The 26529-nt window shown below is 36.7% G+C and carries 24 protein-coding genes; 7 read left to right on the top strand and 17 right to left on the bottom strand.

Annotation, left to right across the window (positions count from 1 at the left end; all coding sequences use genetic code 11):
- Positions 1–33 precede the first annotated feature (33 nt).
- The 8 genes from IEV17_RS17305 to IEV17_RS13635 all read right to left on the bottom strand — a co-directional run bounded on the left by IEV17_RS17305 (position 34) and on the right by IEV17_RS13635 (position 10314).
- Positions 34–942: a tryptophan 7-halogenase gene (locus IEV17_RS17305; protein WP_004663673.1), complete on the bottom strand. Its 909-nt coding sequence runs from the start codon at positions 940–942 to the stop codon at positions 34–36.
- On the bottom strand, positions 906–1487 hold the full coding sequence (locus IEV17_RS17310; RefSeq protein WP_004663676.1) for a tryptophan 7-halogenase: 582 nt from the start codon (positions 1485–1487) through the stop codon (positions 906–908). Before IEV17_RS17310 ends, IEV17_RS17305 begins: the two co-directional genes overlap by 37 nt.
- A 68-nt stretch (positions 1488–1555) precedes the next feature.
- Positions 1556–3205 (bottom strand): hypothetical protein, encoded by a 1650-nt coding sequence (locus tag IEV17_RS13610; protein ID WP_004663678.1) that lies wholly within the window; start codon positions 3203–3205, stop codon positions 1556–1558.
- Between the two features lie 20 nt (positions 3206–3225).
- A complete protein-coding gene (locus tag IEV17_RS13615; RefSeq protein WP_004663679.1) occupies positions 3226–5721 on the bottom strand; it encodes a hypothetical protein in 2496 nt (831 codons plus the stop codon).
- Between the two features lie 23 nt (positions 5722–5744).
- Entirely contained in the window at positions 5745–6416 is a 672-nt protein-coding gene (locus tag IEV17_RS13620) for a DUF6160 family protein (protein WP_004663681.1), read from the bottom strand.
- A 12-nt stretch (positions 6417–6428) separates the two neighbouring features.
- Positions 6429–8711 (bottom strand): hypothetical protein, encoded by a 2283-nt coding sequence (locus IEV17_RS13625; protein ID WP_004663682.1) that lies wholly within the window; start codon positions 8709–8711, stop codon positions 6429–6431.
- Between the two features lie 325 nt (positions 8712–9036).
- Positions 9037–9606 (bottom strand): dCTP deaminase, encoded by a 570-nt coding sequence (gene dcd, locus IEV17_RS13630; RefSeq protein WP_004663684.1) that lies wholly within the window; start codon positions 9604–9606, stop codon positions 9037–9039.
- Between the two features lie 114 nt (positions 9607–9720).
- On the bottom strand, positions 9721–10314 hold the full coding sequence (locus IEV17_RS13635) for a LysE family translocator (protein ID WP_004663686.1): 594 nt from the start codon (positions 10312–10314) through the stop codon (positions 9721–9723).
- 312 nt (positions 10315–10626) lie between these two features.
- Here IEV17_RS13635 and IEV17_RS13640 point away from each other — a divergent pair, with 312 nt between their 5' ends.
- Positions 10627–11199, top strand: a complete 573-nt coding sequence (locus IEV17_RS13640; RefSeq protein WP_004663687.1) for a DUF2062 domain-containing protein — start codon at positions 10627–10629, stop codon at positions 11197–11199.
- A gap of 18 nt (positions 11200–11217) precedes the next feature.
- Here IEV17_RS13640 and apbC read toward each other — a convergent pair whose 3' ends face one another.
- The 3 genes from apbC to IEV17_RS13655 form a co-directional block, all read right to left on the bottom strand.
- Positions 11218–12447 carry an iron-sulfur cluster carrier protein ApbC gene (gene apbC / locus IEV17_RS13645; RefSeq protein ID WP_004663688.1) on the bottom strand — a complete coding sequence of 410 codons (1230 nt, stop codon included), beginning with the start codon at positions 12445–12447 and terminating at the stop codon, positions 11218–11220.
- A gap of 161 nt (positions 12448–12608) precedes the next feature.
- On the bottom strand, positions 12609–13145 hold the full coding sequence (locus IEV17_RS13650) for a hypothetical protein (RefSeq protein ID WP_004663689.1): 537 nt from the start codon (positions 13143–13145) through the stop codon (positions 12609–12611).
- Positions 13146–13335: 190 nt separating this feature from the next.
- The gene (locus IEV17_RS13655; protein WP_171062422.1) at positions 13336–13872 is read right to left on the bottom strand and encodes a GNAT family N-acetyltransferase; all 537 of its coding nucleotides are present in this window, start codon (positions 13870–13872) and stop codon (positions 13336–13338) included.
- A gap of 107 nt (positions 13873–13979) precedes the next feature.
- On the opposite strand from IEV17_RS13655, the gene IEV17_RS13660 reads away from it, so the two are divergent.
- A complete protein-coding gene (locus IEV17_RS13660) occupies positions 13980–14483 on the top strand; it encodes a hypothetical protein (RefSeq protein ID WP_004663693.1) in 504 nt (167 codons plus the stop codon).
- A gap of 34 nt (positions 14484–14517) precedes the next feature.
- Here IEV17_RS13660 and IEV17_RS13665 read toward each other — a convergent pair whose 3' ends face one another.
- Both IEV17_RS13665 and IEV17_RS13670 read right to left on the bottom strand, forming a co-directional pair.
- The gene (locus IEV17_RS13665; protein ID WP_004663695.1) at positions 14518–14979 is read right to left on the bottom strand and encodes a hypothetical protein; all 462 of its coding nucleotides are present in this window, start codon (positions 14977–14979) and stop codon (positions 14518–14520) included.
- Entirely contained in the window at positions 14957–15415 is a 459-nt protein-coding gene (locus IEV17_RS13670) for a hypothetical protein (RefSeq protein WP_034601640.1), read from the bottom strand. The genes IEV17_RS13665 and IEV17_RS13670 overlap by 23 nt, the downstream gene beginning before the upstream one ends.
- 201 nt (positions 15416–15616) lie before the next feature.
- Between IEV17_RS13670 and metG the strand changes: the two genes are divergently transcribed.
- Positions 15617–17674, top strand: a complete 2058-nt coding sequence (metG, locus tag IEV17_RS13675) for a methionine--tRNA ligase (RefSeq protein WP_004663699.1) — start codon at positions 15617–15619, stop codon at positions 17672–17674.
- Between the two features lie 51 nt (positions 17675–17725).
- Here metG and IEV17_RS13680 read toward each other — a convergent pair whose 3' ends face one another.
- Positions 17726–18781, bottom strand: a complete 1056-nt coding sequence (locus IEV17_RS13680; protein WP_004663702.1) for a hypothetical protein — start codon at positions 18779–18781, stop codon at positions 17726–17728.
- 128 nt (positions 18782–18909) lie between these two features.
- On the opposite strand from IEV17_RS13680, the gene IEV17_RS13685 reads away from it, so the two are divergent.
- Positions 18910–19881, top strand: a complete 972-nt coding sequence (locus IEV17_RS13685; protein ID WP_004663704.1) for an MBL fold metallo-hydrolase — start codon at positions 18910–18912, stop codon at positions 19879–19881.
- 60 nt (positions 19882–19941) lie between these two features.
- Here the strand turns inward: IEV17_RS13685 and IEV17_RS13690 are convergent, their stop codons facing one another.
- Positions 19942–20565, bottom strand: a complete 624-nt coding sequence (locus tag IEV17_RS13690; RefSeq protein WP_004663708.1) for a LysE family translocator — start codon at positions 20563–20565, stop codon at positions 19942–19944.
- 356 nt (positions 20566–20921) lie between these two features.
- On the opposite strand from IEV17_RS13690, the gene IEV17_RS13695 reads away from it, so the two are divergent.
- Complete coding sequence (locus IEV17_RS13695) at positions 20922–22544, top strand: oleate hydratase (protein ID WP_004663709.1); 1623 nt, start codon at positions 20922–20924, stop codon at positions 22542–22544.
- Between the two features lie 46 nt (positions 22545–22590).
- On the opposite strand, the gene IEV17_RS13700 is transcribed toward IEV17_RS13695, so the two are convergent.
- On the bottom strand, positions 22591–23349 hold the full coding sequence (locus IEV17_RS13700; protein WP_004663711.1) for a class I SAM-dependent methyltransferase: 759 nt from the start codon (positions 23347–23349) through the stop codon (positions 22591–22593).
- 100 nt (positions 23350–23449) lie between these two features.
- Entirely contained in the window at positions 23450–24127 is a 678-nt protein-coding gene (locus tag IEV17_RS13705; protein ID WP_004663713.1) for a DUF1345 domain-containing protein, read from the bottom strand.
- A 179-nt stretch (positions 24128–24306) separates the two neighbouring features.
- Between IEV17_RS13705 and IEV17_RS13710 the strand changes: the two genes are divergently transcribed.
- Positions 24307–24855 (top strand): TetR/AcrR family transcriptional regulator, encoded by a 549-nt coding sequence (locus tag IEV17_RS13710; protein ID WP_004663715.1) that lies wholly within the window; start codon positions 24307–24309, stop codon positions 24853–24855.
- A gap of 13 nt (positions 24856–24868) precedes the next feature.
- Positions 24869–26515 (top strand): MFS transporter, encoded by a 1647-nt coding sequence (locus IEV17_RS13715; RefSeq protein ID WP_004663716.1) that lies wholly within the window; start codon positions 24869–24871, stop codon positions 26513–26515.
- Positions 26516–26529 lie beyond the last annotated feature (14 nt).

Raw genomic sequence — 26529 nt, forward strand, 5'->3', positions numbered from 1 at the left:
TTGCTTCTAATTTCTAATAACTAATTTGCTAACTTACTCTTTTTTATCAGAAGATAAAGCAACTAACTCTGCTACGAGTGCTTCAGCTTTCATAACACCTATAGCTTGTCCAATAGCAAACCAACTATAAAGACCAAACTGTAAAAGATTGTTCATTTCATAATTTACAAAGTCAATAGTTCTAGGGGTTCTATATTGCCAACATTCTTTAAAATTTTGATAATCTTCAGACATCCTACATTCTTGAGCCATTTGCCAGAATGGTGTATCAATACGACCAGTATCATAATGCATACGAATAAAATCACGTATTCCATGCCAACCTTGCATATTTTGATAATTAAAAAAATCTATAGTGCCTTGTGAAATAATTCCATGACATTCTTGCACTGTACTTACAAAAAAATCTAATTGTTGAAGCATTTGTCCAATTGAGGTAGCTTCTAATGGCTCAACAAAGCCTGATGCCAAACCGATAGCCATTAAATTACCTTGCCATACTTTTTCATAAAACCCTGCTTCAAATTGAATTAATCGTATAGGTTCAATTTTATGTCCCAACCATAGCTCTATTTCATCAATAGCCTGCTCTGGATTAAGAGAATTACTATCAAACACATAACCCGCACCAATCCGATGTTGTAATGGAATTTGCCATATCCAACCTGAACTCATTGCTGTTGATTTTGTAACTAAATCAGGATGAGCTTTTTGATGACTTAAGTGAAAAGGTATCGCAGAATTTAAAGGTAAATAATCCTTAAAGGATTGCCACGAAGAATGTAATTTTTTGCCTAGAATTTGCCTAGAAAAGCCTGATGCATCTATAACAAAATTTACAAGAATATATTTTTCATCAATATACAAAGTTGAGATATTTCCATTTTCTAAATTTTGATATATCCTTAAAAACTCTTCTTTATGGATAACTCCACTTTCCAAAGTAATTTTACGTAAATATCACCCTTCTTTATAAGTATCAAAATAAAAGGAAGATGCAAATTATGTTCTTTTTGTGCAACAAACATATCTGTTAATTCTTTCTGTGAAATATTTCTTTCACGTAATTGAATCGATTCAACAAAATTTGAAATAGGAATATCATTATTCGCTAACACAGAAAATGCAGGGAAATAACCATTTTCATCCCAAAAAATATCCTTTTTACCTCCTGCAGGAAACATATGATAAAAATAATCTTTTGAATTGGAAAAATTACTTCTCCATCCTTCATAAACAAAACCTAGTTTATGTACAGCTTCTGTCTCTTTAATAAATTCAAGAAGTGGAATTTTTAGTTTTTCTAAAGCACCAATAAAATTAAGAACTCCACCCTCGCCCACTCCCACAATTGGAATTTCCTGTGCTGAAATAACCATAATTTCAACAGAGGGGCTAAAAATTTGACGTAAATATAATGCAGCAAACCAACCCGCTGTCCCCCCGCCAAGAATACAAACACGTTGCATACCACGTAAAGTTAACATTATATCTCTCATAAGTTTTCATTATAAAAAAGCGACTATATGTTAGTCGCCTTTAAAATTTTTATTAACTAACAAAACTTCAAATTACCAAAACAGTTAGAAACAGGCTGTTGATAATTATTCAATTGTAGATTCTCCATTACCATTACAGCACGAGAACTATCCGAAAGCCTTATATCCCCTAACCCTCTAAATACAGGCGCACCAAATAAGAGCGTAATTGCTGTACCTAGATTGATATCGATTTTGTTATTTGCAGAGTCTGATAAATAATTAGTGATATAAGTTGCAATTTGTGGCAAGACATCATCCATTGGAATATTGTTAGTCGGAACAAGTTTACCAAAGTCAAGTGGATCTTTTAATGATAACCACCAACCTGGTTGTGCAATATCACCTTTATTGAATACAAGATTACTATCCGTATTAGAATAATTATCTGCAACATTAGTAATAGCTTTGGTTGTTCTATTATAAGTAAATGCACTTGAACTACCAGGCCAACGTAACGCTTCTTTTTGCAGTGATAAATAACCGCCACTACTGATTGGAAGATTGTGTACTAAGTTAAAATTTTCTTTTACAGTCGCGTTAACTTTTAAGTTCGTAATATATGAACAATTTGCAGTATTTTTTGCCGCGGCACAGCTAGCCTGACTTCCTCCTGCTCCATCTGCTCCCATAAAAAATACAACACCAGGTACTCCTAGCAAAGACTGATCAAGTGCCATAAATATACCACCACTGTCTCGACCAATAGCAATTGGATCAATAGGTACATCGTTCACAACTAGATTCAACTGTGACATCCGATTACCTGTTACAGCAGTTTGTGGAAATTCAAAACTTACATTTTGTTGTGGTACTAAAATCCCATAGATGCCCTGATTACTTGAGTTTTTACGTAAGTTATCATAAATTTTTTGGTCGTTATTCGAGCTAGCTTTATTCGGATTATTTACCACTCCTGTCATCTGGCTAGGACTTGAAAAAACAGAACGATCATTCCACCAAAGAGTATTAATACGCACATTGGCAAAAATTTGCTCGTCATAGCGTGTACCAAAAATAGAAGGATTGGTTTTTGCATCTACTGGCGTTGGAGCAACTTGTATATAACCACTAAATGTATTAATACCACCACCCGTAGATTTTTGAGTGGTAGAATTATAATCATTTAAAGTTCCTGCAGATAAATGCCCTAAAATATCTTCCGCACTCAAACGAAAACCAGCAACTTCTCGTAGCGAAGCACTTGTTGGATTTTTTATTGCAAATTCAATAAAAGGATTTGTAAGTAATGCACTCGTATTTGCCCTACCTTTTGTCCAAATAGGAGTACCATCAGCTGCTACGCTATCGGCTGGACCACTCAACGACAAGTTTTCAATATCAATGTCACAATTACCAACACCATTAGTACCACCACATCCTAATTGTAAACTACGAATATTGGTGTTAAGTTCCATTTTGGCTTCTAAACCTAGTTTGTAGTAACCATAATTCAAATAATTGCCTGAACTACCAGCACCACTGCCATCACCAGCACTACCATCTATATTTTTTGGAGCAGTATACGCCATCGAAATTAATGCTTGTCCTCTCGCTGCGGATAACTCTTCGTCAGTCATTGACACTAAACCATTTGCCAAAGTGTTCGCAGTAGTTATAGACAATAAACAAGATGCCAAAAGCGTTTTTTTCATTCCCTTTTTCATCACTTTTTCCTCTTTATCTATCAATTTCGTGGTTTAAGTGTAAATTCAGAACTAATACGACCACCCGTCATAACCATCTCACCAAGTCTCTGCGCACGATTATTATACGTACCCATTGTAGAAGTATTCCACCCTGCAGGTGGGTCTACAGGTGGATAAAAATTAATATCTCTAATTCTCAAAACATTTGCCTCTCTTTCAGTAGAGGTTTGGTCAGAGGCTGGATTGATATCAAAGGAATAGTTAAAACCAACACTATCTTTATTCACAACGATTGCATTATTAAAAGCCATCAGACCAGATATTCTATCAAAACCAATAATTGAATCTTGAATAGGATCACTAAATTGGATCGTACCATCCGTTAACTTATAGCGACCGACAATAGACAGTCGATTACCATTAGAATTTGAAATTTCATTGTTTGGTACTAAACTAAAATTCATATCACCAAGCATTTTAAGTTTTAAGCCAAATAAAATATCATCCTTACTTGTAAAAGAGTTTTTAATATTACTTGTAGCATTTAAACCTGTAGCTTCTGTTAAATTAGGATTTACATAACTAGGTAAGTATCCAGCAGCGATCTCAGCAGCCATTACCATAAGTAAATTTTTTAAATCAACATTCACATTCCCATTTTCAAATCCCATACTACCGTAACCACGTAATAACATATCAATATTACGCAAACCTATATAATAGTTTCGGTCAGCATCTACAACCATAATTGAAGTAGTTTTTGTACCATCAGCATTACGCCCTTGTACACTTAAGCCCATCGCCAAGCCTAGACGATCCATATTCGTTACATTACTTGCTGTGACAACATTAGTTAAATTATCTAAATTATATACCTTACCAGTATATTTAGTTGAATAAACCGCAATATTACTGTTTAAATTATAATAAGGTAGCCCTAATCCCCACTTATTACCAATACCATCAGCAGCATCAATTTTGTTAGTTGTTGAAACGCCTGTACTTGATGTAAAACGACCCTGTTTTGAAACAGCTTGGAACTCTCCGCTACGAATACCAACAACCAAACTATTTGGAGTTTGTCCTTGTGCTATTTGTTGCTTATAGTCGTTTGCAGTAGTTAAAGTTCCACCTGAACCACCAAAACGAGCACTATTTAGCACTGTATTAGTGGGCAATAATAAATGTCTCGTATTTGCTAAACTTAAATAAACATTACCACTATCAAAATATGCACGTTCATTAGAATTTGATAAAAGTGGACTTAATTTACCAAATTCAAAACCAAAAGTATTTGCTCCTGCGCCTCCAATTTCCAATGTTGTTGCTTCGCCAGCTGTACCTAAATTTGCTCCAAGCATAGCATCACCTTGACTTGTGAATTCTCCACGCAAGCGCACACCAATACCTGATGAGCCTAGAACTGTATCATTTCCATCTGAACGAATAGTGGTAGTCGGATCACCATTATCTGCACTTGTTGCATAGCCTAAAATATTTTTAGTCTGATCAAGTCCTTTGGCATCTATACCCCGAATCTGTAAATAACTATTTACCATTCGCCCACTTGCTCCTACACGAATAAGCCCTTTTGCAGCATTGGTTTCATTATTCCCTGCGGCTAAAGCATATACTGGATTCGTAGGATCAACATAAGCATCCTTCTTAGTCATTAACTCAATATTTAAACCTGAACTCGTTGCGATGCCACTCGAGTTTTTATAAGTAGCATTTGCACTTTGTGTCGCATTCATATTTGGCATAGCCGCACGAGTAAAGTCAATATAACCATAAGTTTCAGATGGTGCAGTCGATTTAGTTGCGTTCGCGGTTGCAGAAACTTTATTGGTCTGCAACATTAAACCTTTTGTAGGATCAACATACATGACACCTTTGCCTAAAAAATTAAAATTAAAATTCTTTAAAATAAGTTGATTATAATAGTTAGGTGTATTGTTCGTTAAACCAAAATACATATTAATATTTTGTAAATTCAAACGTAAATCAGATTGTGAATTGGGATCAAATAAACCATTCTTTGTTTGAAAATGAATGTATTGTGGCGAATCAGTTTGAATTGCTACATTACCGATTAATGGATCACAATTACTCGTCGTCTGGTTACAAACTTGAAATCCTTGAACTGAAATAGTAGAGGGCATACTTTCTACTTCGAAATCTAATCCTGCAGTTGCATTCCCCCCATTGATAGTTGTCCCTGTTTGAATTTTATAATTTGTTCCTAATTGATAACTTCCACCTAAGTAATTGTCATTTTTTCGAATTTTCACTGTATTTGCAATTGCATTTAAAATATTTTCGCCTGTTGGAGTCCCTACCTTATCTTGCCAATACAGTTGATTGAAATCCATTTGTTTATATTCTGTTTGAATATATAGACCATCCTGTGCATTTACTAAACTTAAATCACTATCTGGCAATTCTTGTAAAGCATAAATATTTTGAGAGAGGAGAATACTACTCGCCAATGTTGTTAAAACAAAATAGCGAGCATTAATTGACGTCCTTTTCATCACATCCTTTCCTTATTTTTATTTTAGCAACGTGGGTGACTATCGCCACAAGAAAAGATTTTTATGTTGCCTGTTAATGACAAGTTACCTGTCATTTTCATACCTAAAAATCCCTTTTCCTTAGTAGCATCAAATCCTGTACCACCATATAAAGTCGCGGGCGTTAGATACCCTGGTACATTGCCTGATCCTTCTGCAGCTACCGTATCCGTTTCAATTGATAAAGATTCAAAACCAACATTTTTAAACTGAATAGGTTTATTTGGATCAAAACTTAACTTAATAGCTGCATGAGGTGTAGAAGCATATGTAATATCCTCACCATCCAGTCCAATATAAGGAATATCAATCGTTCCTTGAATACCTTTAAAAACCAACCACTGTTTTTTACCTGTTAATGATGGTGTAATAACACCAGTTGTTGCATTAATAGTGTCTTGAGTACCATCATGGTAACGATTATTTAAGGAAATACCTAAGCGACAGAAACGCAAATCACTACATACAGTTGTATCAAGTATGCTTGCACTTGTGTGATTTAAATTTATCTTTAAAGATAGATCAGCCCCTGCCTGCCCAGTAACTTGTTGCAAACTAATATCATCCAAACTCTCCATTGCAATTACAAATGTAGATACCCCAGAGAATGCTATTGCTGAAAATAATTTGCCTAAAAGGTTTTTATAATTTTTCATATTATTTCTCCTTTATAGGCCTGTAGTTGAAAATTTAAGATGCTGAATCAACATACCATCTATAGCAACTGAACCAAAGTTATTTGAAACTGTACCACCAGTAGGTTTCATATTATTCAATGTATCTGCAATTGCCTGATTAGTCTGAGGCATTGTCGTTTGAATACCCATGATAATATTATTATAATTTTGACGATACGTCGTTTCATATGGATCTGCACGATTTAGAGAAGGATGTTGTTGTCCCGTCAACGCTGCTTTGGGCGCGACAACAGCCCATGCTGACCACGCTGACCAACCAGTGCCGCTCTCACTACGTGTGGCCTTCCAAACCTGTGTATAATCTTTCTCATCATTATAGGCAATATTATTACCTGCCTTCAACTCTCCTATAGATACACCATAAGAACCAGAACTAGTATCAGCAGTTAACCAATTTAAATTCGTATAAGACTTACCATTAATAGTCGCACTATTTATCCTATTTGTAGCACCAATCGTAATACTACTGTGTGTTGCTGTAGACCCTTGATAACCACCACTTTCAGTACCACAAGTATAAATATTACAAGTCGAGCCTAAGTAACTTACACCACTATCAACCGCCCCAACCCCTGAACTAGGATCGATATATTCATAACGAGTATAGATACGACGGTATACTTCTTGTTTATTTGGAATACGAGCTAACTCAATAGAAAAGTTATTTCCATCCGTACTAAACATTAAGGGTTGATATAAATTTCCTAATACCAAATTAATATTAGGATCATATAAAAAGACTCCATCCCCTCGATCATTCGGTGCAGCATAACTATTTGGTGTGAAATTTGGTACACCCCCACCAAGTGCAGGTGTACTATTATCGAATGTTCCACCAGTTAACTCCTGAGTACTGATTCGAAGTACACTTTTAAATGCTGGGGGTGCCCAACTATTGGTTCCATAGGCTCTAAAACGACGAGTAGTAAAACCCTCCTGTACCAAACAGTGCCCTGCATTTGTACCACCAGTTGGGCCATTTCCATTTTCAGAGGTTACACAAACACCTGTATTTAAAAAATTCCCTGGTTGATCGGGTCTGCTTGGATACCAAAATGGTTCATACGGATCTTTATATGTAGTTGATCGAACTGGCGGACGATAAGAAAGTTGTAAACCTGTTGTATTATTGACACTTGCTACATCTGTAGCAGATACCAATGCTGTGTCTGTTCCCGCACTAATTAAACCCGGTTTAGAGACGATTGGCGTTGCCGCTGGTACGAAGGATCCACCACGTATTCCTGGTAATGTTCCTCCTCCTTGAGCAGTATAGGTTGGCACCCAATCAAGATTTCTAATTTCGCGCGTCACAGTCTGATTTGAAACCACACCTCGAGTTGAATCAGTTGCCCCACTATTTAAACGAACTAAACCTGCTATACCAAAGGTATTATTATATGAAGTACTCATTCCGTAATTAAATGTTCTTGGTTGGTTTGCTACACCATTAATTTTTAAGTTAGCAGTATAGGTTCCACCAACATTATTGTTTGCACTCGAAACCCCATTTAAAGTTTGAAATATTTTGACATTAGAACCATTTATACCAAAACCATCCCACACAAATCCTAGACGCAGACGATTTTTCAACTCGTTTGTATTATATGTACCAGTATCTGCTAAGGTTTTATCACGCATAAATGCATCAGCCCAAAACCCCATTTTGAGATTATAGTCAGCATCAGTAGTTGCAATTGTCCCGGTTTTATAAAGCGGTGCTTCTAGTGTTAGGTACGTAACATTATTTGAAGTACCATTAAAATTCGGGACATCTAAATCATTAAGCGTTTTAATCACCCAAGGATTATCTGCCGTTCCCCATGATGTAATTTTTCGACCAAAATCAGTTGCACTCGCGGATGCACCTGCTGCAATCGCACCAAAAGGAACACCCCAGTCTGTAGAGGTTCGCCCAACACCATAGTCTTTTTTAGATTGCGCGAGTGAAAGACCGTACAAATACATATCAGCTTTTTGATAGTTTTTAGCTTCTTGAGCAGAAGATAGCGGTCCTACTGGAATCATGCGAATATAGCCTGCTCCATAAGTCCCTTGACCACTATTGGCTATATCAGCTCCATTTAAACGCAATGAGAAATCTTGCGGTAAAATTGCGATACCTTCACCAGTGGTTTCACTTAAACCATCGTCTGATAATTCTTGCAATGCAAAAACTGACTGATTTAGACATAAACCAATCAAAGTCGCCAAAACAGTTTTTTGAAATGATACCGTATGAAGTGTAGTCATCTTGACCTTCCCATTACGCGATGCTCCGCACCATCGTTATTTTTCTAACTTCCTTTCGAGTGATTCCCTAAAAGAGAAATTGTATCCAAACATCACCCAAACACAGGTAAATTTTACCCATATATATTCATTCTTCATTATGCCGATAATTTACACAAATGCAAAATATATTAGGTAAACGTTTTATTTTCCGATGAATGAATTATTGTTTTTAAATAATTTTTTTAAATATATGTATGAATATTATATCTTTATTCTTTAAATATAAGGTTTGTATTGCAACAACCAAAAAACTTTATGATTGTTGCAAAATGTAATTTACAAATCATGTTTTCGGTAAAGTTACACCTGTTTGACCTTGGTATTTACCACCACGGTCTTTATAAGATGTTTCACAAACTTCATCACTTTCAAAGAACAACATTTGTGCAACACCTTCACCCGCATAAATACGTGCTGGGAGATTCGTTGTATTTGAAAACTCAAGCGTAACATGACCTTCCCACTCAGGCTCTAGCGGCGTTACATTCACGATAATACCGCAACGGGCATAAGTCGATTTACCTAAACATACCGTTAGGACATTTCGTGGAATACGGAAATATTCAATCGTACGTGCGAGAGCAAATGAGTTCGGTGGAATAATACAAACATCTGATTCGATATCGATAAAACTTCTATCATCAAAATTTTTCGGATCAACAATTGCAGAGTGAACATTGGTAAAAACTTTAAATTCACGCGCGCAACGGACGTCATAGCCATAGCTAGACACCCCATAAGAAATCAATTTTTCTCCGTTTTCATCGAAACGGACTTGATTCTCTGCATAAGGTTCAATCATGCCGTGTTTTTCGCTCATTTCACGAATCCAACGATCAGATTTTATTGCCATGACTTTTATCCAAAATCTAAGTTAATCATTGGCGAGTACTTTAACGTAAAACGACATTAATGAAAACAACAGAACCCTGCTACCTAGATGGTTCAAGGCAGCAGAAAATTAGAATTAGAGATTAATTAGAGCTGAATAGCTAATAGGAATGGCAAAGCTGATCAGTACAACTGATGCTGTACGCTGTAACTTAGATTGAGATAACCATTTTACTTTATTGGTTGCCAACACAGCACCAACTGAAATCCAAAATAGTGCAATTGGAAGAATGAGTGCAACAAAGCTACTCATATGCGCAACATAGATTTCTTGCGTTTGCCATGCTGTTGTTGGAAAAATTGCTGAAGCGAATAATAAAGCTTTAGGGTTTAATAATGTCGCACATAACAATTCTCTAGGTCGAATTGTAGGTTGATTTAAAATCACTTCTTGATTTGCTGTACGCCATAATTTAATCGCAAGGAAAATAATATACCCTGCACTTAATAGTTTTAAAAATGTTGGTAATAAAGGTAATGTCGCTGAGACTTTACCAATCAACATTCCCCATGCACTGATCGCAATAATATAACCAATCGCTTCCGCAGGAATCAGCAATAGAGATTTACGCAATCCTACCTGAATACCAGAGGATGCAAGTAAAGTATTGGTTGGACCAGGAGTGAGCAAAATGGTTATCACTAAACCAATAAAAAACCATGAAATCATTGAATGACCTCACTAAAAGATAAATTCAGATTAATATAATTGCCAAATGATAGCAAAATTTTAACTGTAAGCACTTATGACGAGAGCCTATTTAAATAAATGTTTTATCTATATTTTATTAATTACAAGTACACTCTACTCAAGAGTCACATGAGTAAAAACACACGCTAAAATACAACACATATAACGTATTCTAAGTATTCTTATTTTTTAACAAGATAAACTTTGGTGCTATTTTAAGTTTTCAATAAGTAAATAATGTTATTTTATATACATTCGTTCACTTTTCTCTTTAAATGTGTTCCCTCGCTTATGCCTAAGAAGTTTTTTAACAAGTGGCTGCCTTCATCAGAGAAAGTTGCTAGTCTAAAATTTATGAGAATTTTTGGTGAACGTACCTTAAATCCTCTACTTTGGTATGTGAACCGTCGTTCTATCGCGAAAGCCATGTTTATTGGAACATTTTGGGGAATATTACCAGTCCCTTTTCATAGCCTATTCATTATTTTGACTGTGTTATGGTTTGAAGTGAACTTGCCTATTGGCCTATGTATGGCTTGGTTAACCAATCCGCTCACTGTCGTTCCAATTCTCTATTTAGGTTTTTGGTTTGGAACTAAAATTTATCATGTGCACATGATCAATAGCGATATGCTTTTAGGGGTTTTACACCAAATTATCAATTGGCTTAAGAATTTTGGTCATGGCCATATTGATTTCAGCCTTGCGAAGATTCTCGTGTCAGGGCTTGTCATTGAAGCAATTTTATTTGCGATTAGTTTTTATTTAATTACACATTTACTTTGGCGTTGGAGCGTAGTGAATGCTTGGAAAAAAAGAAAGCAAGCACTGCAATCAAATAATGAAATTAAAAAAAGCCTCTAAATTAGAGGCTTTTAAAATTTAGAAAATACGATTTTCATCACGCTGACGTTTTGGCAATTTATCCATTTGTTTTAATACAGCTTGTGCGATATTGAGGTAGCTCTCTGCCGCTGCATCCTGAGCAATCACACTTGGTTTACCATTATCTGCATGTTCACGAATTTTTGCGTCTAAAGGTAAACGTCCTAATAAAGGAATATCATATTGCTCAGACAATTGATCTCCTCCGCCTATCCCAAAGATCTGTTCTTCATGCCCGCAATTAGAGCAAATATGTGTCGACATATTTTCAATAACACCGAGTACAGGAATATTTACTCTGTTAAAGAGTTCGATTCCTTTTACCGCATCCATAAGTGCAACATTTTGAGGAGTAGTAACAATCACCGCGCCTGTTACAGGAATACGTTGTGCCAAAGTCAATTGAATATCACCAGTACCAGGTGGCATATCAATCACTAACACATCTAAATCTGGCCAAAGTGTTTGGTTAAAAAGTTGCATCAATGCACCAGTCGCTTTAGGACCACGCCAAGCCACAGGGGTATTGTGCGCACCAATCAAATGTCCAATTGAAAGCACAGCCATGCCGTACGCATCTAAAGGCACAAAATTTTCATTTTCAATTTGTGGAGTACGTCCCGCATTCCCCAACATGGTTGGAATACTTGGACCATAAATATCTGCATCCAAAACACCGACTTTTAGACCGAGTTGTTGCAATGCAAGCGCCAGATTCACTGTGGTGGTTGATTTACCGACCCCACCTTTTCCTGACGATACCAATATTACATTTTGAATACGTGGATGTGCTGCCACATCGCGTTGTTGCGGTGCAGCTTTTTGAATCGGTGGATTATTGGGATCGACTTCCGCTTTAGGAGAAGCATCCATTACAGGTGGTAAATTGCTATTTTCTGCTTTTGGCTTCGAAGAGCAGCTATGACCTGCTTCACCATGCGCTGCATGTTTTTGTTGAATAACATGTAAATTTAACTCTTGGATACCGCATTTTTCCAAAGCTTCAGCGAGTTCGTCGTGAATCTGTTGTAAGTGATCTTTTTCTTGAGGAAAAGTATTAATCGTGAGTTGTAAAATTCGACCTTGTACATTCACTTGGCTGATACGATCTTTTAATGCATTTTCAGAATGTGGCAGCACATAATTTTGTAAAACAGCTTGAATTTCATCTTCCTTCACTTCTTGTGCTGGTGAAAAAACAGATTTTAAGGAAGAAAGCCACGACATTTTGTTTACTCCAAAAACAGATGATCAATATATCACTGAGTTTGGCTAGTTTAGCAGTATTGAAGATTAGACGCTCATCCCAGAGAAGATAATTGCTCATTTTTTATGAACGTGTTTTCTTCTCTGAGTATAAGCGTGAATCTTAAATAGTCATCAAAAGATTAACCTTTGAATTTATTTAATGTATCTGTTGCAGCTTTCTTTAAATCATCCAGTTTATGGCTCGCTTGAGCTTTTAGATCTTCAAGCTTAGCAGCTGCTTCATCTTTTAATTCAGCAGCTTTTGCTTTGGCATCTTCTAACTTATGACTTGCTTCTTCTTTTAAATGATCTAATTTCTCTTTGGCTGCATGCTGAGTATCTGCCAGTTTTTCTTTCAGCTCATCTGCTTTAGCAGATAAAGCAGCTTTACCCTCACCATACTGATCCGTTGCATTTGTTTTTAAATCATCTAAAGCTTGCTCACCCTTTTGCTTCAACTCATTAGCTTTATCTTTAGCTTGTTGCAAATCAGCTTTCGTTTGATCGAGATCTTTAGCTGCAAAGTTTTTAACGTCTTCGACAGTTTCCTGACCTTTTTGCTTGATGTCATTTCCAAGTTCGCTGACTTTATCTTTGGCTTGCTGTAAATCTGTTTTAGTTTGCTCCAAGTCTTTTGATGCGAACTCTTTTAACTGATCAATTTTGTCATTACTCATGTCTTGTTCCTCTTGTTATATCGTAATAAATTACTGTTGCTTTCAGTTATAGTTATACAAGATTCTGCGGATATTTAGAGGAATTGCTGCAAATTGAAACAAATGGGATACAGGATGATTCAATTTATTGCTTATGAATAACCATTTGAATTTTCAGATATAAAAACTATATAAATAAATAACAAATGGTTTACTTAATCAAATCTGACTGATGAATTTCATACAATACATGCCAACTGAGTGGATGATCTTTTACCAAAGCAGGATGTTGAAATTCCTCCACTTTGATCATGCCTAACTTTTGCATCAGCATTTGTGACCTTAAATTTTCCAAGCTTGTAAAAGACACAATCTTTTCAAACTTTAATTCTCTAAAAGCGAAGTCTAATACCGATTGAGCAGCTTCAGTTGCATAACCCTTCCCCCAATAAGCCTGATCTAAACGCCATCCAATTTCAATACAAGGAGAAAATGAAAACTGTGTCGGTTGCGAATGTAAGCCAACAAAACCAATAAATTGATGGTTTGACTTTAATTCAACTGCCCAAAAGCCCCAACCCTGTAACTCAATGATCGCTCTAACTTTATTAATAAAAGCGTCACTTTCGGTGCGGGTCAGTAATTTAGGAAAATATTGCATCACTTGAGGATTTGTACTCATCTGAGCAAAAGATGCATAGTCCTCGGTCTGCCACTGTCTTAAAATCAGTCTTGCTGTTTCGATCATTTTTAAAACCATTAGTCATTCATTAAAAACTATTCACAATATACAGAAATAGTTCAGATATACTTTTGCGCTATCAGAATCTATACCTTGTTTATAAAGCTTTATATATGAATGAAAATGAACTCTTAGATATCCAAAATGAACTGCAAGCTCAACAAAAGCACCTGAACTATATTCTTTCGAGTAAAAGAAGAATCCAAAGCATGATTGATTCTTTTGAAGGTGATTTAGCTGAGCAACTCCTTCAAGTCATTCATAATGAAAGCAACGATTATGCTGGAATTGCAACAAGCTTAGCACTTTCAATTTGTTGGAAATTTTCAAAAGTTGAATTTCCAAAGACCGTTCATTGGTGTGATAGTTTAGAAATTAATAGTCTTTCAATTAAAGATGAATTTACTGTTATTATTCAGGCACAAGCTTGGTTAGGTTTATCGGCAAATGCTGATAGTGCTCTTTGGCAAACGCCGATGTTTGCTGAGATTACGCTCGATCCGAAAACAGATCGCCTAAAGAGCTATCACATTCATTTCTTATCTAAAGGGAAAATCATCTCTTTAAGAAAGAATTCTAAGCAAAGTGTGACCGTTAAGCAGATGCAAGGTATGTAATCCTTTGGGATGCATACTTTTTTAATAAAACAACTTAACTACGCTTTAATTTCTCAAAACCATTGGCTGCAATAAACCCCAACAACAATGGAACTAACATAAAAACATATGCAAAAATTAAAGTGATAAATAGTTCAAATTGAAAACTTTTCTCCCCGAGAACGATCATAAAGCTCACAATATAACCAACCAATATCAGCCCTAAGCCTCTGAGCAGTTGAGATATATCGATTATCTTTTTAGGTTGAGGTAAAAAGTAGTAACAAATCAAATAAATAAAACTAAGGCATCCAATTAAAATTGGAGAAAACATAATGATAGTTGCAACGCCTCTTAGCACACCATTAGAAATATCTTGAGATGAAAATATCTGTTCATACATTAAAAAACACCAAACTAAGATGATTATACTCGCTGTTGCAACAACCCCTGAAATAATTGAGCGTAGAAACCAACGTTCAAAAATTAAAGTTTCACCACAATAATTTTTTGTCATTAATCTTTTTCCTCATCACGAGATAGCAAACATTCGCGCTCATACAGCCTAATGCCAGAGTCGGTAGCATTACGAAATACATCAAAATACCGATCTTTAAAGCTGAGAAATCAATCTGGTTCACTTGATCTTCAAACAGAATCATTGAGACCAGTAATGTCCAAGCAATTAAGATCACAAAACTTATTTTTAAAAACTGGTATAAATCAAAAATTTGTTTTGGCAATTTCAATACTGCAAAAACAATCAAATAAAACATAAAAGCTAAAACGATGAGTATTGGGGTCAGATACATCATGACTTCCATGCCATCGCTCACCACATGAATAAGATGGTTCTGCCTATAATTTAAGAACAAACAAAATGGAATCACAAAACTTAAAACTGAAATAAAGCTTGCTGAGCAGGATGCGCAGACTAAAGACCAAGACCTCATAGTTATTCCCGAATATTGACCATGCCATCATTTTCAATGAAACGAGTGTGTTTTGGTTGAAGCCAAAGTGAAGCTTGTATGAAGTTTAAAAATAATAATTCCCCATCAGGCTAAAAAGATTTCACCGATTCCCTTGTGCAAGTCGCTCTTAAGTCATGTAAAATCATTTGCCTTGTAAATACGAATGAGAGAACAATATCCGTGCGTAAAATTTTAGTCACCAATGCCCTTCCTTATGCCAATGGTCCTATCCATATGGGTCACTTACTCGGTTATATCCAAGCAGATATTTGGGTTCGTGCGATGCGTGCAATGGGCCATGATGTGACTTATGTATGTGCGGATGATGCTCACGGTACTGCAATCATGCTACGTGCTGAAGCCAATGGCATTAGCCCTGAAGCACAAATTGCCAATGTTCAGAAAGAACACATTCGTGATTTTGATGGTTTTGGCGTGCATTTCGATCACTATGATTCAACCAATAGCGACGAGAATAAAGCGCGTTCAGAAGAAATTTATATTAAAAACCGTGAAGCAGGCAATATCGCAATTCGCCCTGTAAATCAGCTTTTTGATCCTGAAAAAGGCATGTTCCTCTCTGACCGTTTCATTAAAGGCACGTGCCCAAAATGTAAGTCAGAAGATCAATACGGCGATGCCTGCGAAGTGTGCGGTACAACGTACAATGCAACTGAATTATTGAACCCACGCTCAACATTGAGTGGTGCGACTCCTGTTGAGAAATCGTCAGATCACTATTTCTTTAAACTTCCGAACTTTTCTGAATATTTACAAAAATGGACGCGTGATCAAGGTCGTTTACCTGTTTCGATTGCTAATAAGTTAGATGAATGGTTTGAATCAGGTTTATCGGATTGGGATATTTCTCGTGACGCGCCTTATTTTGGTTTTGAAATTCCAGATGCACCAAACAAATATTTCTATGTTTGGGTGGATGCACCAATTGGCTATATGTCGAGTTTTGAAAACTACATCAAAACCAAACGTCCAGATTTAAGTTTTGATGATTTCTGGAAAAAAGACAGCGATAAAGAAGTTTATCACTTCATTGGTAAAGACATCGTTTACTTCCATGCGCTGTTTTGGCCTGCAATGCTTGAAGGTGCAAACTACCGTACCCCATCAGGTTTATTCGTGAATGGTTTCTTGACGGTGAATGGTCAAAAGATGTCAAAATCTCGTGGTACATTCATTAAAGCTGAAACCTATTTACAGCACTTAAATCCTGAATATTTACGTTACTACTTTGCCTCTAAGCTTTCTGACAAAGTTGAAGATTCAGATTTGAACCTAGATGACTTCGTTCAGAAAGTGAATTCTGACCTTGTCGGTAAAGTAGTGAATATTGCCAGCCGCTGTGCAAAATTCATTAACACCAACTTCAACAATACTTTGTCAGATACATGTGCAGAGTCTGAACTGGTTCAAAGCTTTATTGATGCAGGTGATTCAATCGCACAAGCTTATGAAGCACGTGAATTCTCGGCAGCAATCCGTGAAATCATGGCGTTGGCTGACCGTGCAAATCAATATATCGATGAGAAAAAACCGTGGGCACTTGCGAAGCAAGAAGGTCAAGAACAACAAGTTCATGATGTGTGCTCGGTCGGTATCAACTTATTCCGTCAACTTGCGATTTACTTGTCTCCTGTTCTTCCAACACTTGCAGCTCAAGTTCAGTCTTTCTTACAACTTGAAAGCTTTGACTTTGCATCACGTCAACAAATCTTAGTTGCACACGACATTGCTCAATTCCAACCGCTTATGCAGCGTGTTGATCCTAAAGCAGTTGCAGCAATGGTAGATGCATCGAAAGACTCTTTAGCTGCGGCGGCAGAAGCGCCAAAAGTGGAAAAGAAAAAAGAGAAGAAAGCCGAGAAAAAGCCTGAGCCTAAAGTTGGTGAAGCTGAAATTATTGGTATTGAAGACTTTATGAAAGTTGACCTCCGTGTAGCTGAAGTTTTAGAAGCTGCAACGGTAGAAGGTTCGGATAAATTGCTTCAATTAACTTTAAATGTAGGTGAAGCTGAACCGCGTAATGTGTTTAGTGGTATTCGTGAGTTTTATCAGCCAGAAGATTTAAAAGGTAAATTAGTGGTGATGGTTGCGAACCTTGCACCTCGTAAAATGCGTTTTGGTATTTCTAACGGTATGGTACTTGCAGCAGGTAATGGTGAAGGTGTTTGGGTAATCTCACCTGAATCTGGTGCTAAAGCTGGTGATAAAGTTTCTTAAAATTCTATCTGGAATAAAAAGCCTCTACTGATGTAGGGGCTTTTACTTTTTTCATATTAAATAAATTTTCGTGGTAACCCCTAAATACTCGTAAGCAACCTGTGTCTTGTTAGAAAAGTCCTCATCTCTTGTGAAAAGATATTCACAAAAGCAAGCATAGGAAGCATGTGACATATCACTAAATGAGGCAATAAAACGCTTTTCTTTATGAAGACCAGAGTCAGAATAAAAACCTATCAAATTAAGCATCGTGTAAATCTGATTTACTTTTTCAAAAACATAATACTCATTTTCAGAATTGATCCTTTTTTGTTTCAATTGAAAAAAATCATCCATTTCCACACTTTCTAGCTCTAAATTATTTTCTTTTAACAACCTCCAAATTTGATGCAGTACATTTGGTGGCTGAATCTTTTTTAAATTATCAATATTTATATTTAATTTATCTCTAAAATTTAGATGAGCATATTTTTCCTTGTTTAGCTCCTCAAGATGTTGTCTTGATATGCTAACAGACTCTTCGTATTGTTTCTGCCTAGATCTTAATTTTGGTATTTCTACTTTATATTTTTCTATTTCAGAGAGAATATAATCATCTTTATATTCAGAGTTTTCCAAGTTCATTAAACTCTCTTCTAGAAAAAACAATAAGTTATTTAAGTTTTCTATTTGTTCTTTTTCAAACATGTTAAAGTCTTTAACACCACCATACAGTGCAAATATATTCTTCTTAAGAGAATCTATATGTTTGTTTAGATAATTATTCTCAATATATCTATTGAAGTGTGTTAGGGGACTTTCCCATGACCTCAAAATAGTATTAGACAATATTCCATTTTTATCAGTAGTTAACTCAATATAATGGGCATCTAACGCACCAAGTACTTCTAAAAATGCTAAACCATAAACACTACTTTTTCCTTTTACAACAGACCTATAAATTTCCTCCAATGTAATTGGTGAATAAACTGCTTGTACATCATTTTTTAGTATTTGAAATAAATCACTATCTCTGGATAAGAGATTTTTTGGTTCAGTGAATAAGTCTAAAACATTATGATCTAAATAAGCCAATGGCTTCTCTTGAATCTCTTTTTTATTCTTCATAGAATTCTTTTTGTTTAAGGACTTTCAACAATATATTGTAAAGATTATCAATTTTAAAATATAGATGCACCACATTAAAATCCATGCTAAAAAGTAGACAATTCAACTAAATTTGAGAATATTTATAAATGAAAAGAATAATTGCTTTGGCTTTATTAAGTTCGTACTTTCCTTTACTGAGCCATGCAGAAACAAGCAAAACTCTGCCGATCATTGAACAACAAAAACAGGTTGCAGGCTACTACCAATATCAAGCAGATGACGTACAAATCACTGCCTTGCTTGATGGCACCAACTTTATGTCGCCAAACTTATTTAAAGATATTTCTCAACAACAAGTGCAACAAATTTTGAAGAAATATTATGCTGATCAAGAGAAAGGTATACAGACCTCAGTGAATGCCTTCCTCGTCAATACAGGAAAATCTCTGGTATTAGTGGATAGCGGTGCAGCCAGTTGTTTTGGTGCTCATTTAGGTTCAGTTTTAAGCAATCTAAAAGCATCAGGCTATCAACCTGAACAAGTTGATACCATTCTACTCACACATCTACATCCCGACCATGTCTGTGGTATCAGTAAAGATGGCGTTGCCAATTTTCCTAATGCAACCGTTTACGTTTCCAATAACGAAGCCAATTACTGGTTAGATCCAAAGCAAGCAGCGAAACTTCCAAAAGACAAGCAAGCCAACTATCAAGGAACAGTGGAAAAAATTAAACAAGCCATTGCACCATATCAAACCAAGCAACGCTTTAAAACGTATAAACTCGGTGATGAAATTCAGGGCTTTAAAGTCATTAACACAGCGGGACATACACCAGGGCATTTTAGTTATGAACTAAAAACCAAAGGTGAATCTGTAGTCTTTATTGGTGATATCGTACATTCTCATACCGTGCAATTTGACAAACCAGAAACTGCAATCGAATACGATATAGACCCGAAAAAAGCAGTTGAAACGCGTTTAAAGCAATTCGCAAATTTTGCTAAAAATGGACAAACCATTGCCGCTCCACATTTGCCTTTCCCGGGGATTGGACATATTTATTCAGCAGATGAAAAGAGCTATCAATGGATTCCAGTGCATTTTAAAGATTAAGACAAATAAGCTGATTCTAGGCAATAAAAAAGCGACTTTCATGGTTGCTTTTTTACTCTATCACTTCATCCCAAAGATCAACTTCAATCCAAGCAAGGTCATCACCCCACCAGCAATACGATCAAAAACAGCCTTAGATTTTAAATACACTTTGCGTGGTCCTTCTGCTGACAATGCGACTGCCACAAGCGAATACCAGCCCGCATCAATAAAAAAGCATAGCATCGGTAATACCACATAAAAATACGTTGGGATTTCTTTCGGCAATAACGCGGTAAAAATACTAGCAAGGATAATCGCAATTTTAGGGTTACTTAATTGGGTAATCAGTCCTAAACGAAATGCTTGCGTATAACTCATGGTCTTGACTGCACCATTTACAGCCTCCATGGGTTCTTTGGCATGTTTAATAATTTTATACGCCAGCCAAAGTAAGTACAGACCACCAAAAACTTTCAAAGCAATATAGGCAGAAGGCACAGCCAACAAAATTGCTTGTAGCCCCATCACTGCAAGCAAGCCAAATAATGCTGCACCCGTGCCTGTACCAAGCGCAGTAAATAAGCCATGTTTACGTGAAATCGCAATTGAGTTTTTGGCAACATAAATAAATGTAGGACCGGGACTAATTGCCCCCAACATTAATGCCAAAGCAATAGAGCCTAAAATCAATAATGATTCCAAGATAGACCTCAATATTAGAATAATTTTCAACTATTTATTTTACTTAAAAAACTATAATAGAAGATATAATTTTTTTGATTTATGTTTATAAATTTAAGGATTTTTCAAGCAATTTGATATTTAGTAAAAAACTAAAAATAGAGTAAAAACTCAATTTAATTTCAATATCAAACAGTTAAAACATAGCACATGAATAGTAAAATTTTATTGTGCATCCGTTTTTTCTATTAAAGTTTTTTTCTGATAATAATTTATCATCGATTTTTAGCAGAACTTTCATATATTTTTAAAACATATAATCCCATAATAAAATTATGGCTTTAATTTTCTTTAGAACTACAAACGAGGCACATCAGATGCAAAATAAAAGACTTAAAACATTAGATCACTCTAAATCACATCTTTGGATTGTAGGTGGAGGCATAGCTGGTATGGCTGCTGCTGCTTTTGCGATTCGTGATGCTAAAGTGCCGGCCGAAAATATCCATATTTTAGAAGAATTGAATGTTTCTGGTGGTTCGATGGATGGTGGACATAATCCGCTTAATCCGAACCAAGCATGGGTCACACGTGGTGGACGTATGCTAACTGATGAAACTTATTTATGTACTTGGGATTTATTTTCAAGTATTCCATCTTTAGAAAATCCAGACATTTCTGTTCGTGAAGAATGTCGTGAATTTAACGAACAAATTAAAACCAATGCTCAAGCACGTTTGATCGACTCAAATCATATTATTGCAGAAGCCCAAAAATTGGGATTATCAACGCTCAACCGTGCCCAAATGTTACGCCTACTGGCATTAAAAGAAGATCGTATCGGTAGCCGCCGTATTGATGAATTTTTTGATGATGCATTTTTCCAAAGTAATTTTTGGCGGATGTGGCGAACCACTTTTGCCTTTCAAAAATGGCATAGCGCAGCAGAATTACGCCGTTATTTTTTACGTTTCATTCAAGAATTACCACGCATCCATACCTTAGCAGGCGTAAAACGAACCAAATACAATCAATATGATTCAATGATTCACCCCCTACAACGTTGGTTGGTGGAACAAGGCGTTGATGTTCGTTTCGGTAGTTATGTCACAGATGCGGACTTTGTCGAAGATGCCCAAACGAAGGAACGTAAGGCAGCCAAACTTTATGTCAACATTCCAGAAGGCACTGAACAAATTCAACTGGGCGAGCATGATCTTGCGCTCTTTACTTTAGGTTCAATTACGGCTGATTCACGTTATGGCGATAAATTCGATGTTCCAGAGCTGATTCGTGATCGACAAGATCATGGCTGGCGTTTGTGGGAAACATTGGCTCAAAAAGCCACTGATTTTGGTCGCCCAATGACTTTCTATGGCAACATTGATGAGCATAAATGGAAATCCTTTACGCTCACCATGCATGATGATGTACTACTAAAGCGGATTATTGATTACACAGGAAATGAACCAGGTACAGGTGCACTCATGACTTGGTTTGAATCTGGTTGGCATCTGTCTGTGGTCGTCCCAGCTCAACCACATTTTGCTGACTTACCAGAAGGCAAATTCACCTTATGGGGTTATGGTTTTGAAATTGACCATTTCGGCGATTACATTAAAAAATCAATGAGTGAAGCCACAGGTCAAGAGATTTTAATTGAGTTGATTCATCAACTTGGTTTCGATGACATCTTGGATCATGTGTTGGCACATACCGACATTACCACGGTGATGATGCCTTATGCCTCTGCCCTATTTGCATGTCGTAAAGCAGGTGATCGTCCCTTGGTGATTCCTGAAAATTCGGTCAACTTTGCTTTCTTGGGTCAGTTCGTAGAGCTTGAAGATGATGTGGTTTTCACTGTGGAATATTCAGTACGTTGCGCCATGATTGCCATTTATCAACTCTTAGGTGTCGAACGTGAAATTCCAGAGATTTATAATGGTTTACTTGATCCTAAAGTTGGCTTAAATGCTTTGGAAGCAGTTTTTCACTAAATTTTAAAAAGCCATAGGGCGGATTGCTGCCCTATGGCTTTTCAGCTTATTTTGATAAAACGATATAAGCAACTTCACTGCTAAAAGAACCATCAGCTTTGATTTGATAATATCGTTGCACCTGCTCTGATGATTTGCTTTGTAAATCACATATGGTGGTAATGGCATATTCAGGCGTTTGCATCCGTTCTGTCCAACTTTGGAAATCTAAATCCAAACGTTGCTTTGCAACGGTTTCAACTTTAAAGCCTGTATATTCAGCGAAATGCATCCATTCTTCTAAACTATAATTTCTGACATGACTCGAGTCTCGAATCATTTCAATGGTCTGAAAAAAAGTATCAATCACAGGATTTGAATTTCCTAAAATATCAACAATAATAACTTTGCCGCCTTGAGTTAATACACGATAAATTTCATGCATTGCCTGAGCAACACTCTGCCAATGATGCGCTGAATAACGCGTGATGACACAGTCAAAACTTTGATCTACAAAAGGCAATTGTTCCGCTGCACCTTGTTGGGCAATCACGTTTTCAAAACCTCTTTGTTTGGCTTGAATCGATACAAGCTCAACCATTGACGGCGTTAAATCATAGGCAACTACTTCATCAACCAATGCTGCCACCTGATAAGTCACATGCCCACCACCACAGCCCAAATCTAAGACTTTTTGAAATTGATGAGATTGGATGAGTTGTTGCATCTTCTGAAATTCGACGCCTTGTGCATGTACGTGACTGTGTAAATAAGCTTGCGATTTATCTTGGTATTGCTGTTGATTAACTTGATGCTGAGTGGTCATGTTTTTATCCTTGCTATGTCATCTATCTTTTACAATAGACGACACTAATCAAAAATAAAAATGATGTATTTTAATAAAATTAATAAAAAAAAGTTATCAATTATAATCCAATTAAACTGGCTGCTACATTAATAGCGATGGCTAAAATCATAGTATTAAAAATAAAAGCCAAAACACAATGAAAAATATTGAGATGCCTCAATTCAGAACTGGTAATAGAAACATCTGCCGTTTGTGCAGAAGTTCCAATAATATAACTAAAATAAATAAAATCGAGATAATCAGGTTGATCAGTTTTTGGAAAATCTAAACCCGGATCCTTTTGCTGACTTTTGGCAAGATAATAATCATGCGCGTAGTGAATCGCAAATAAAGTATGCAGCAACAGCCATGTTGAAAAAATAGTCCCGATGGTCAATAAAATCAGAAATGCTTTTAAAAAAGTTTGGTCTTTTGGGACATGACTCAATTGCACCACAATCGAAATAAAACAAATCACAATCGCAATCAACACGACATTTAGAATGGCCCATTTGCCTGCATCTTGTTGTTTGGCTCTTTGTAAAATATGTACGGCATCTAAGCGCCACATCATTTTTAAGGTCAGAAATAAATATAACCAAATGGCAATATTCCAGCCTATTTGTAAACAAGTTGCCCATTGCCAATGGGTGAAAAAATGCAAAACTGCATAAAGCACGAGACCTAAACTAAAGGTTGCGGATAGGTATGGTCGATGTCTAATCCCTCTCGCAAAACGCTGTATAAAGCTCTGCATTGTTCACCTTTTATTTTGTGTTTAGTCTCAATTGATGCTTATTTTGACGTTATAAAGTCTTATCAGAACACCATATCACATGTATTTTACTTAAATTAAACAAAATATAAGCTGCTTAAGATTTACTTCGGACAAAAATGTCCGTTTAATTCACATTCGATCTTTCAAGAATTTGAGTCATGGCAAAACGTCAGCAATTGGCAGCGCATAATCGTGACGAACTCCTCAACGCAGCAGAGGAAGTCTTTAGAACACACGGTGTTCACGTCCCATTACAAACCATTATTGATCATGCAGGCGTTGGTCGTGCGACCTTTTATCGCAACTTTGCAGATCGAAAGGCATTGATGCTGGCTTTACTTGAACAAGCAATGACTCGTTTAGAGCAACGCGCTCAAGCCTTACAAGGACTCAATGATGGTTTTATTCGTCTAATCGAAGGCCACGTTGAACAACTCCCGCATTTGGTTGTATTGATTGATTACTGGCGCATTATTGATCGACAAGACCCAATCATGCTAAACATTTATGAAAGACGTGATAAAGCTTTGCAACCATTGATTGATCAAGCAATTGAACATCGACTCTGTCGTCATGACCTCACTCCACAAGATTTTGGCATGATTACGGCGATTTTAGGATCTTCATTTCAGGGACATCATCGTTCTGATCAAATTCGCTTAGCACAACGTGCAATAGAATTATTATTAAACGGCATTAAAGTTTAGTTCGAGGAATAACATGGATAAAAGCCCTCGCTATCTTGAAACTCCTCCTGATTGGTCTGCGGATGAGCGTCCAACCTTACCTGGCTCGCCCGCAGCAATCGCACACGCTAAACCAAAACGCTTCGCCTATTTTTTTATTGGGCTGTTTATTTGTATTGCTGCAAGTTTAAGTAATGGCTTTATCGTTGCGAATTTGCCCATTTTCCAAGGTGAATATGGTCTAACCCCTTCTCAAGCTGCTTGGTTACCTGCGGCTTATGTGATGGCGAATGTTAGTTCTAACCTGATTTTATTTAAAGCTCGTCAACAATATGGTTTGCGCCTATTTTCAGAAATTGGTCTATTGGTTTTTATTGGCGTATTGATCTTACACATTTTTGTCAAAACCTATGAAATGGCATTGTTTGTTCGTTTCATCGCTGGCTTAGCAGCTGCACCACTTAGCTCATTGGGTATGTATTACACAATGCAAGCTTTTGGTAAAGCCGATATGGCCAAAGGAATTTATTTAGCATTCGGATTCCAACAGCTTGGTCTACCCTTAGCGTGGATTGTTTCCCCTTTCTTGCTGAGTGCCAATCAGTGGGATGTGATTTATACCTTTGAACTGGGCTTAGCAATCTGTTGTTTAGCGATGGTGGTTGCCTTGAAGCTTCCTCGAAGCTTGCGTTTACAGGTTTTTGAAAAGCAGGACTTCTTCACTTTTGCTTTGCTCGCTCCCGGTTTTGCATGTTTGTGTATTGTATTAACCCAGGGGCCAATTCATTGGTGGTTTGATAGTCCTTGGTTGGCCTATACCTTAATTGTGGGTTTTTGTTTGATTGTTTTTGGTCTTACTTACGAACATTATCGTGCTAATCCATTGATCATGACGCGTTGGTTAGCAGCGGGCGATTTACTCAGTTTTGTGGTCAGCGCCTTTGCCTTACGTTTGTTAATGTCAGAACAAAGTTATGCTGCTGTCAATTTTCTAAAAACCATAGGTATGGGACCCGATCAGTTTGTCCCACTCTATGTCGTAATTTTCTGTGGCACCATTGCAGGCTCAGTCTTTAGTGCGCTCACATTTCACCGTGAACGCCTCATTCTGAATTTATTTCTCGCTGAAATCTTAATTTTAATTGCCTGCGCCTTAGATTATCACCTCACCAGTGACGTTCGCCCTGCCAATTTCTATCGTAGTCAATTTTTAGTCAGCTTTGCAGGCGGCGTATTTATCGGTCCACTGTTACTCATGGGCTTTATGCGAACTTTACAACGTGGTCCTCAATATGTAGTGACCTTTATTGTATTGTTTTCAGCAACGCAAAACTTTGGTGGTTTAGTCGGTTCTTCCTTCTTTAACACCTATCAGCAACGCCATACCTATGACTATAAAGTAGAAATCAACAGCAGTCTCGACCCTACCGACCCCATCGTCGCACAACGCTTACAAACCTATCAACATAGTGCCATGCTCAACAGCAATGATCCTGTTTTGCAAAACAACCAAGCCTTGCAGAATCTGAATAAATTAGTAACCCGTGAAGCCCAAGTCCGAGCCTATAACGATGTAATTGCATTAAATGGCATTTTTGCAGTGGTTTTACTACTTTGGGGCTTATTCAAATATGTACGGAATAAATACAAAACTCGAAAAAGTTTGCAAACAGCCAGTTAGTACCATCGTATTAG

Origin of the sequence: Acinetobacter modestus (assembly GCF_014636095.1) — a bacterium.
Classification (GTDB): Bacteria; Pseudomonadota; Gammaproteobacteria; order Pseudomonadales; family Moraxellaceae; genus Acinetobacter; species Acinetobacter modestus.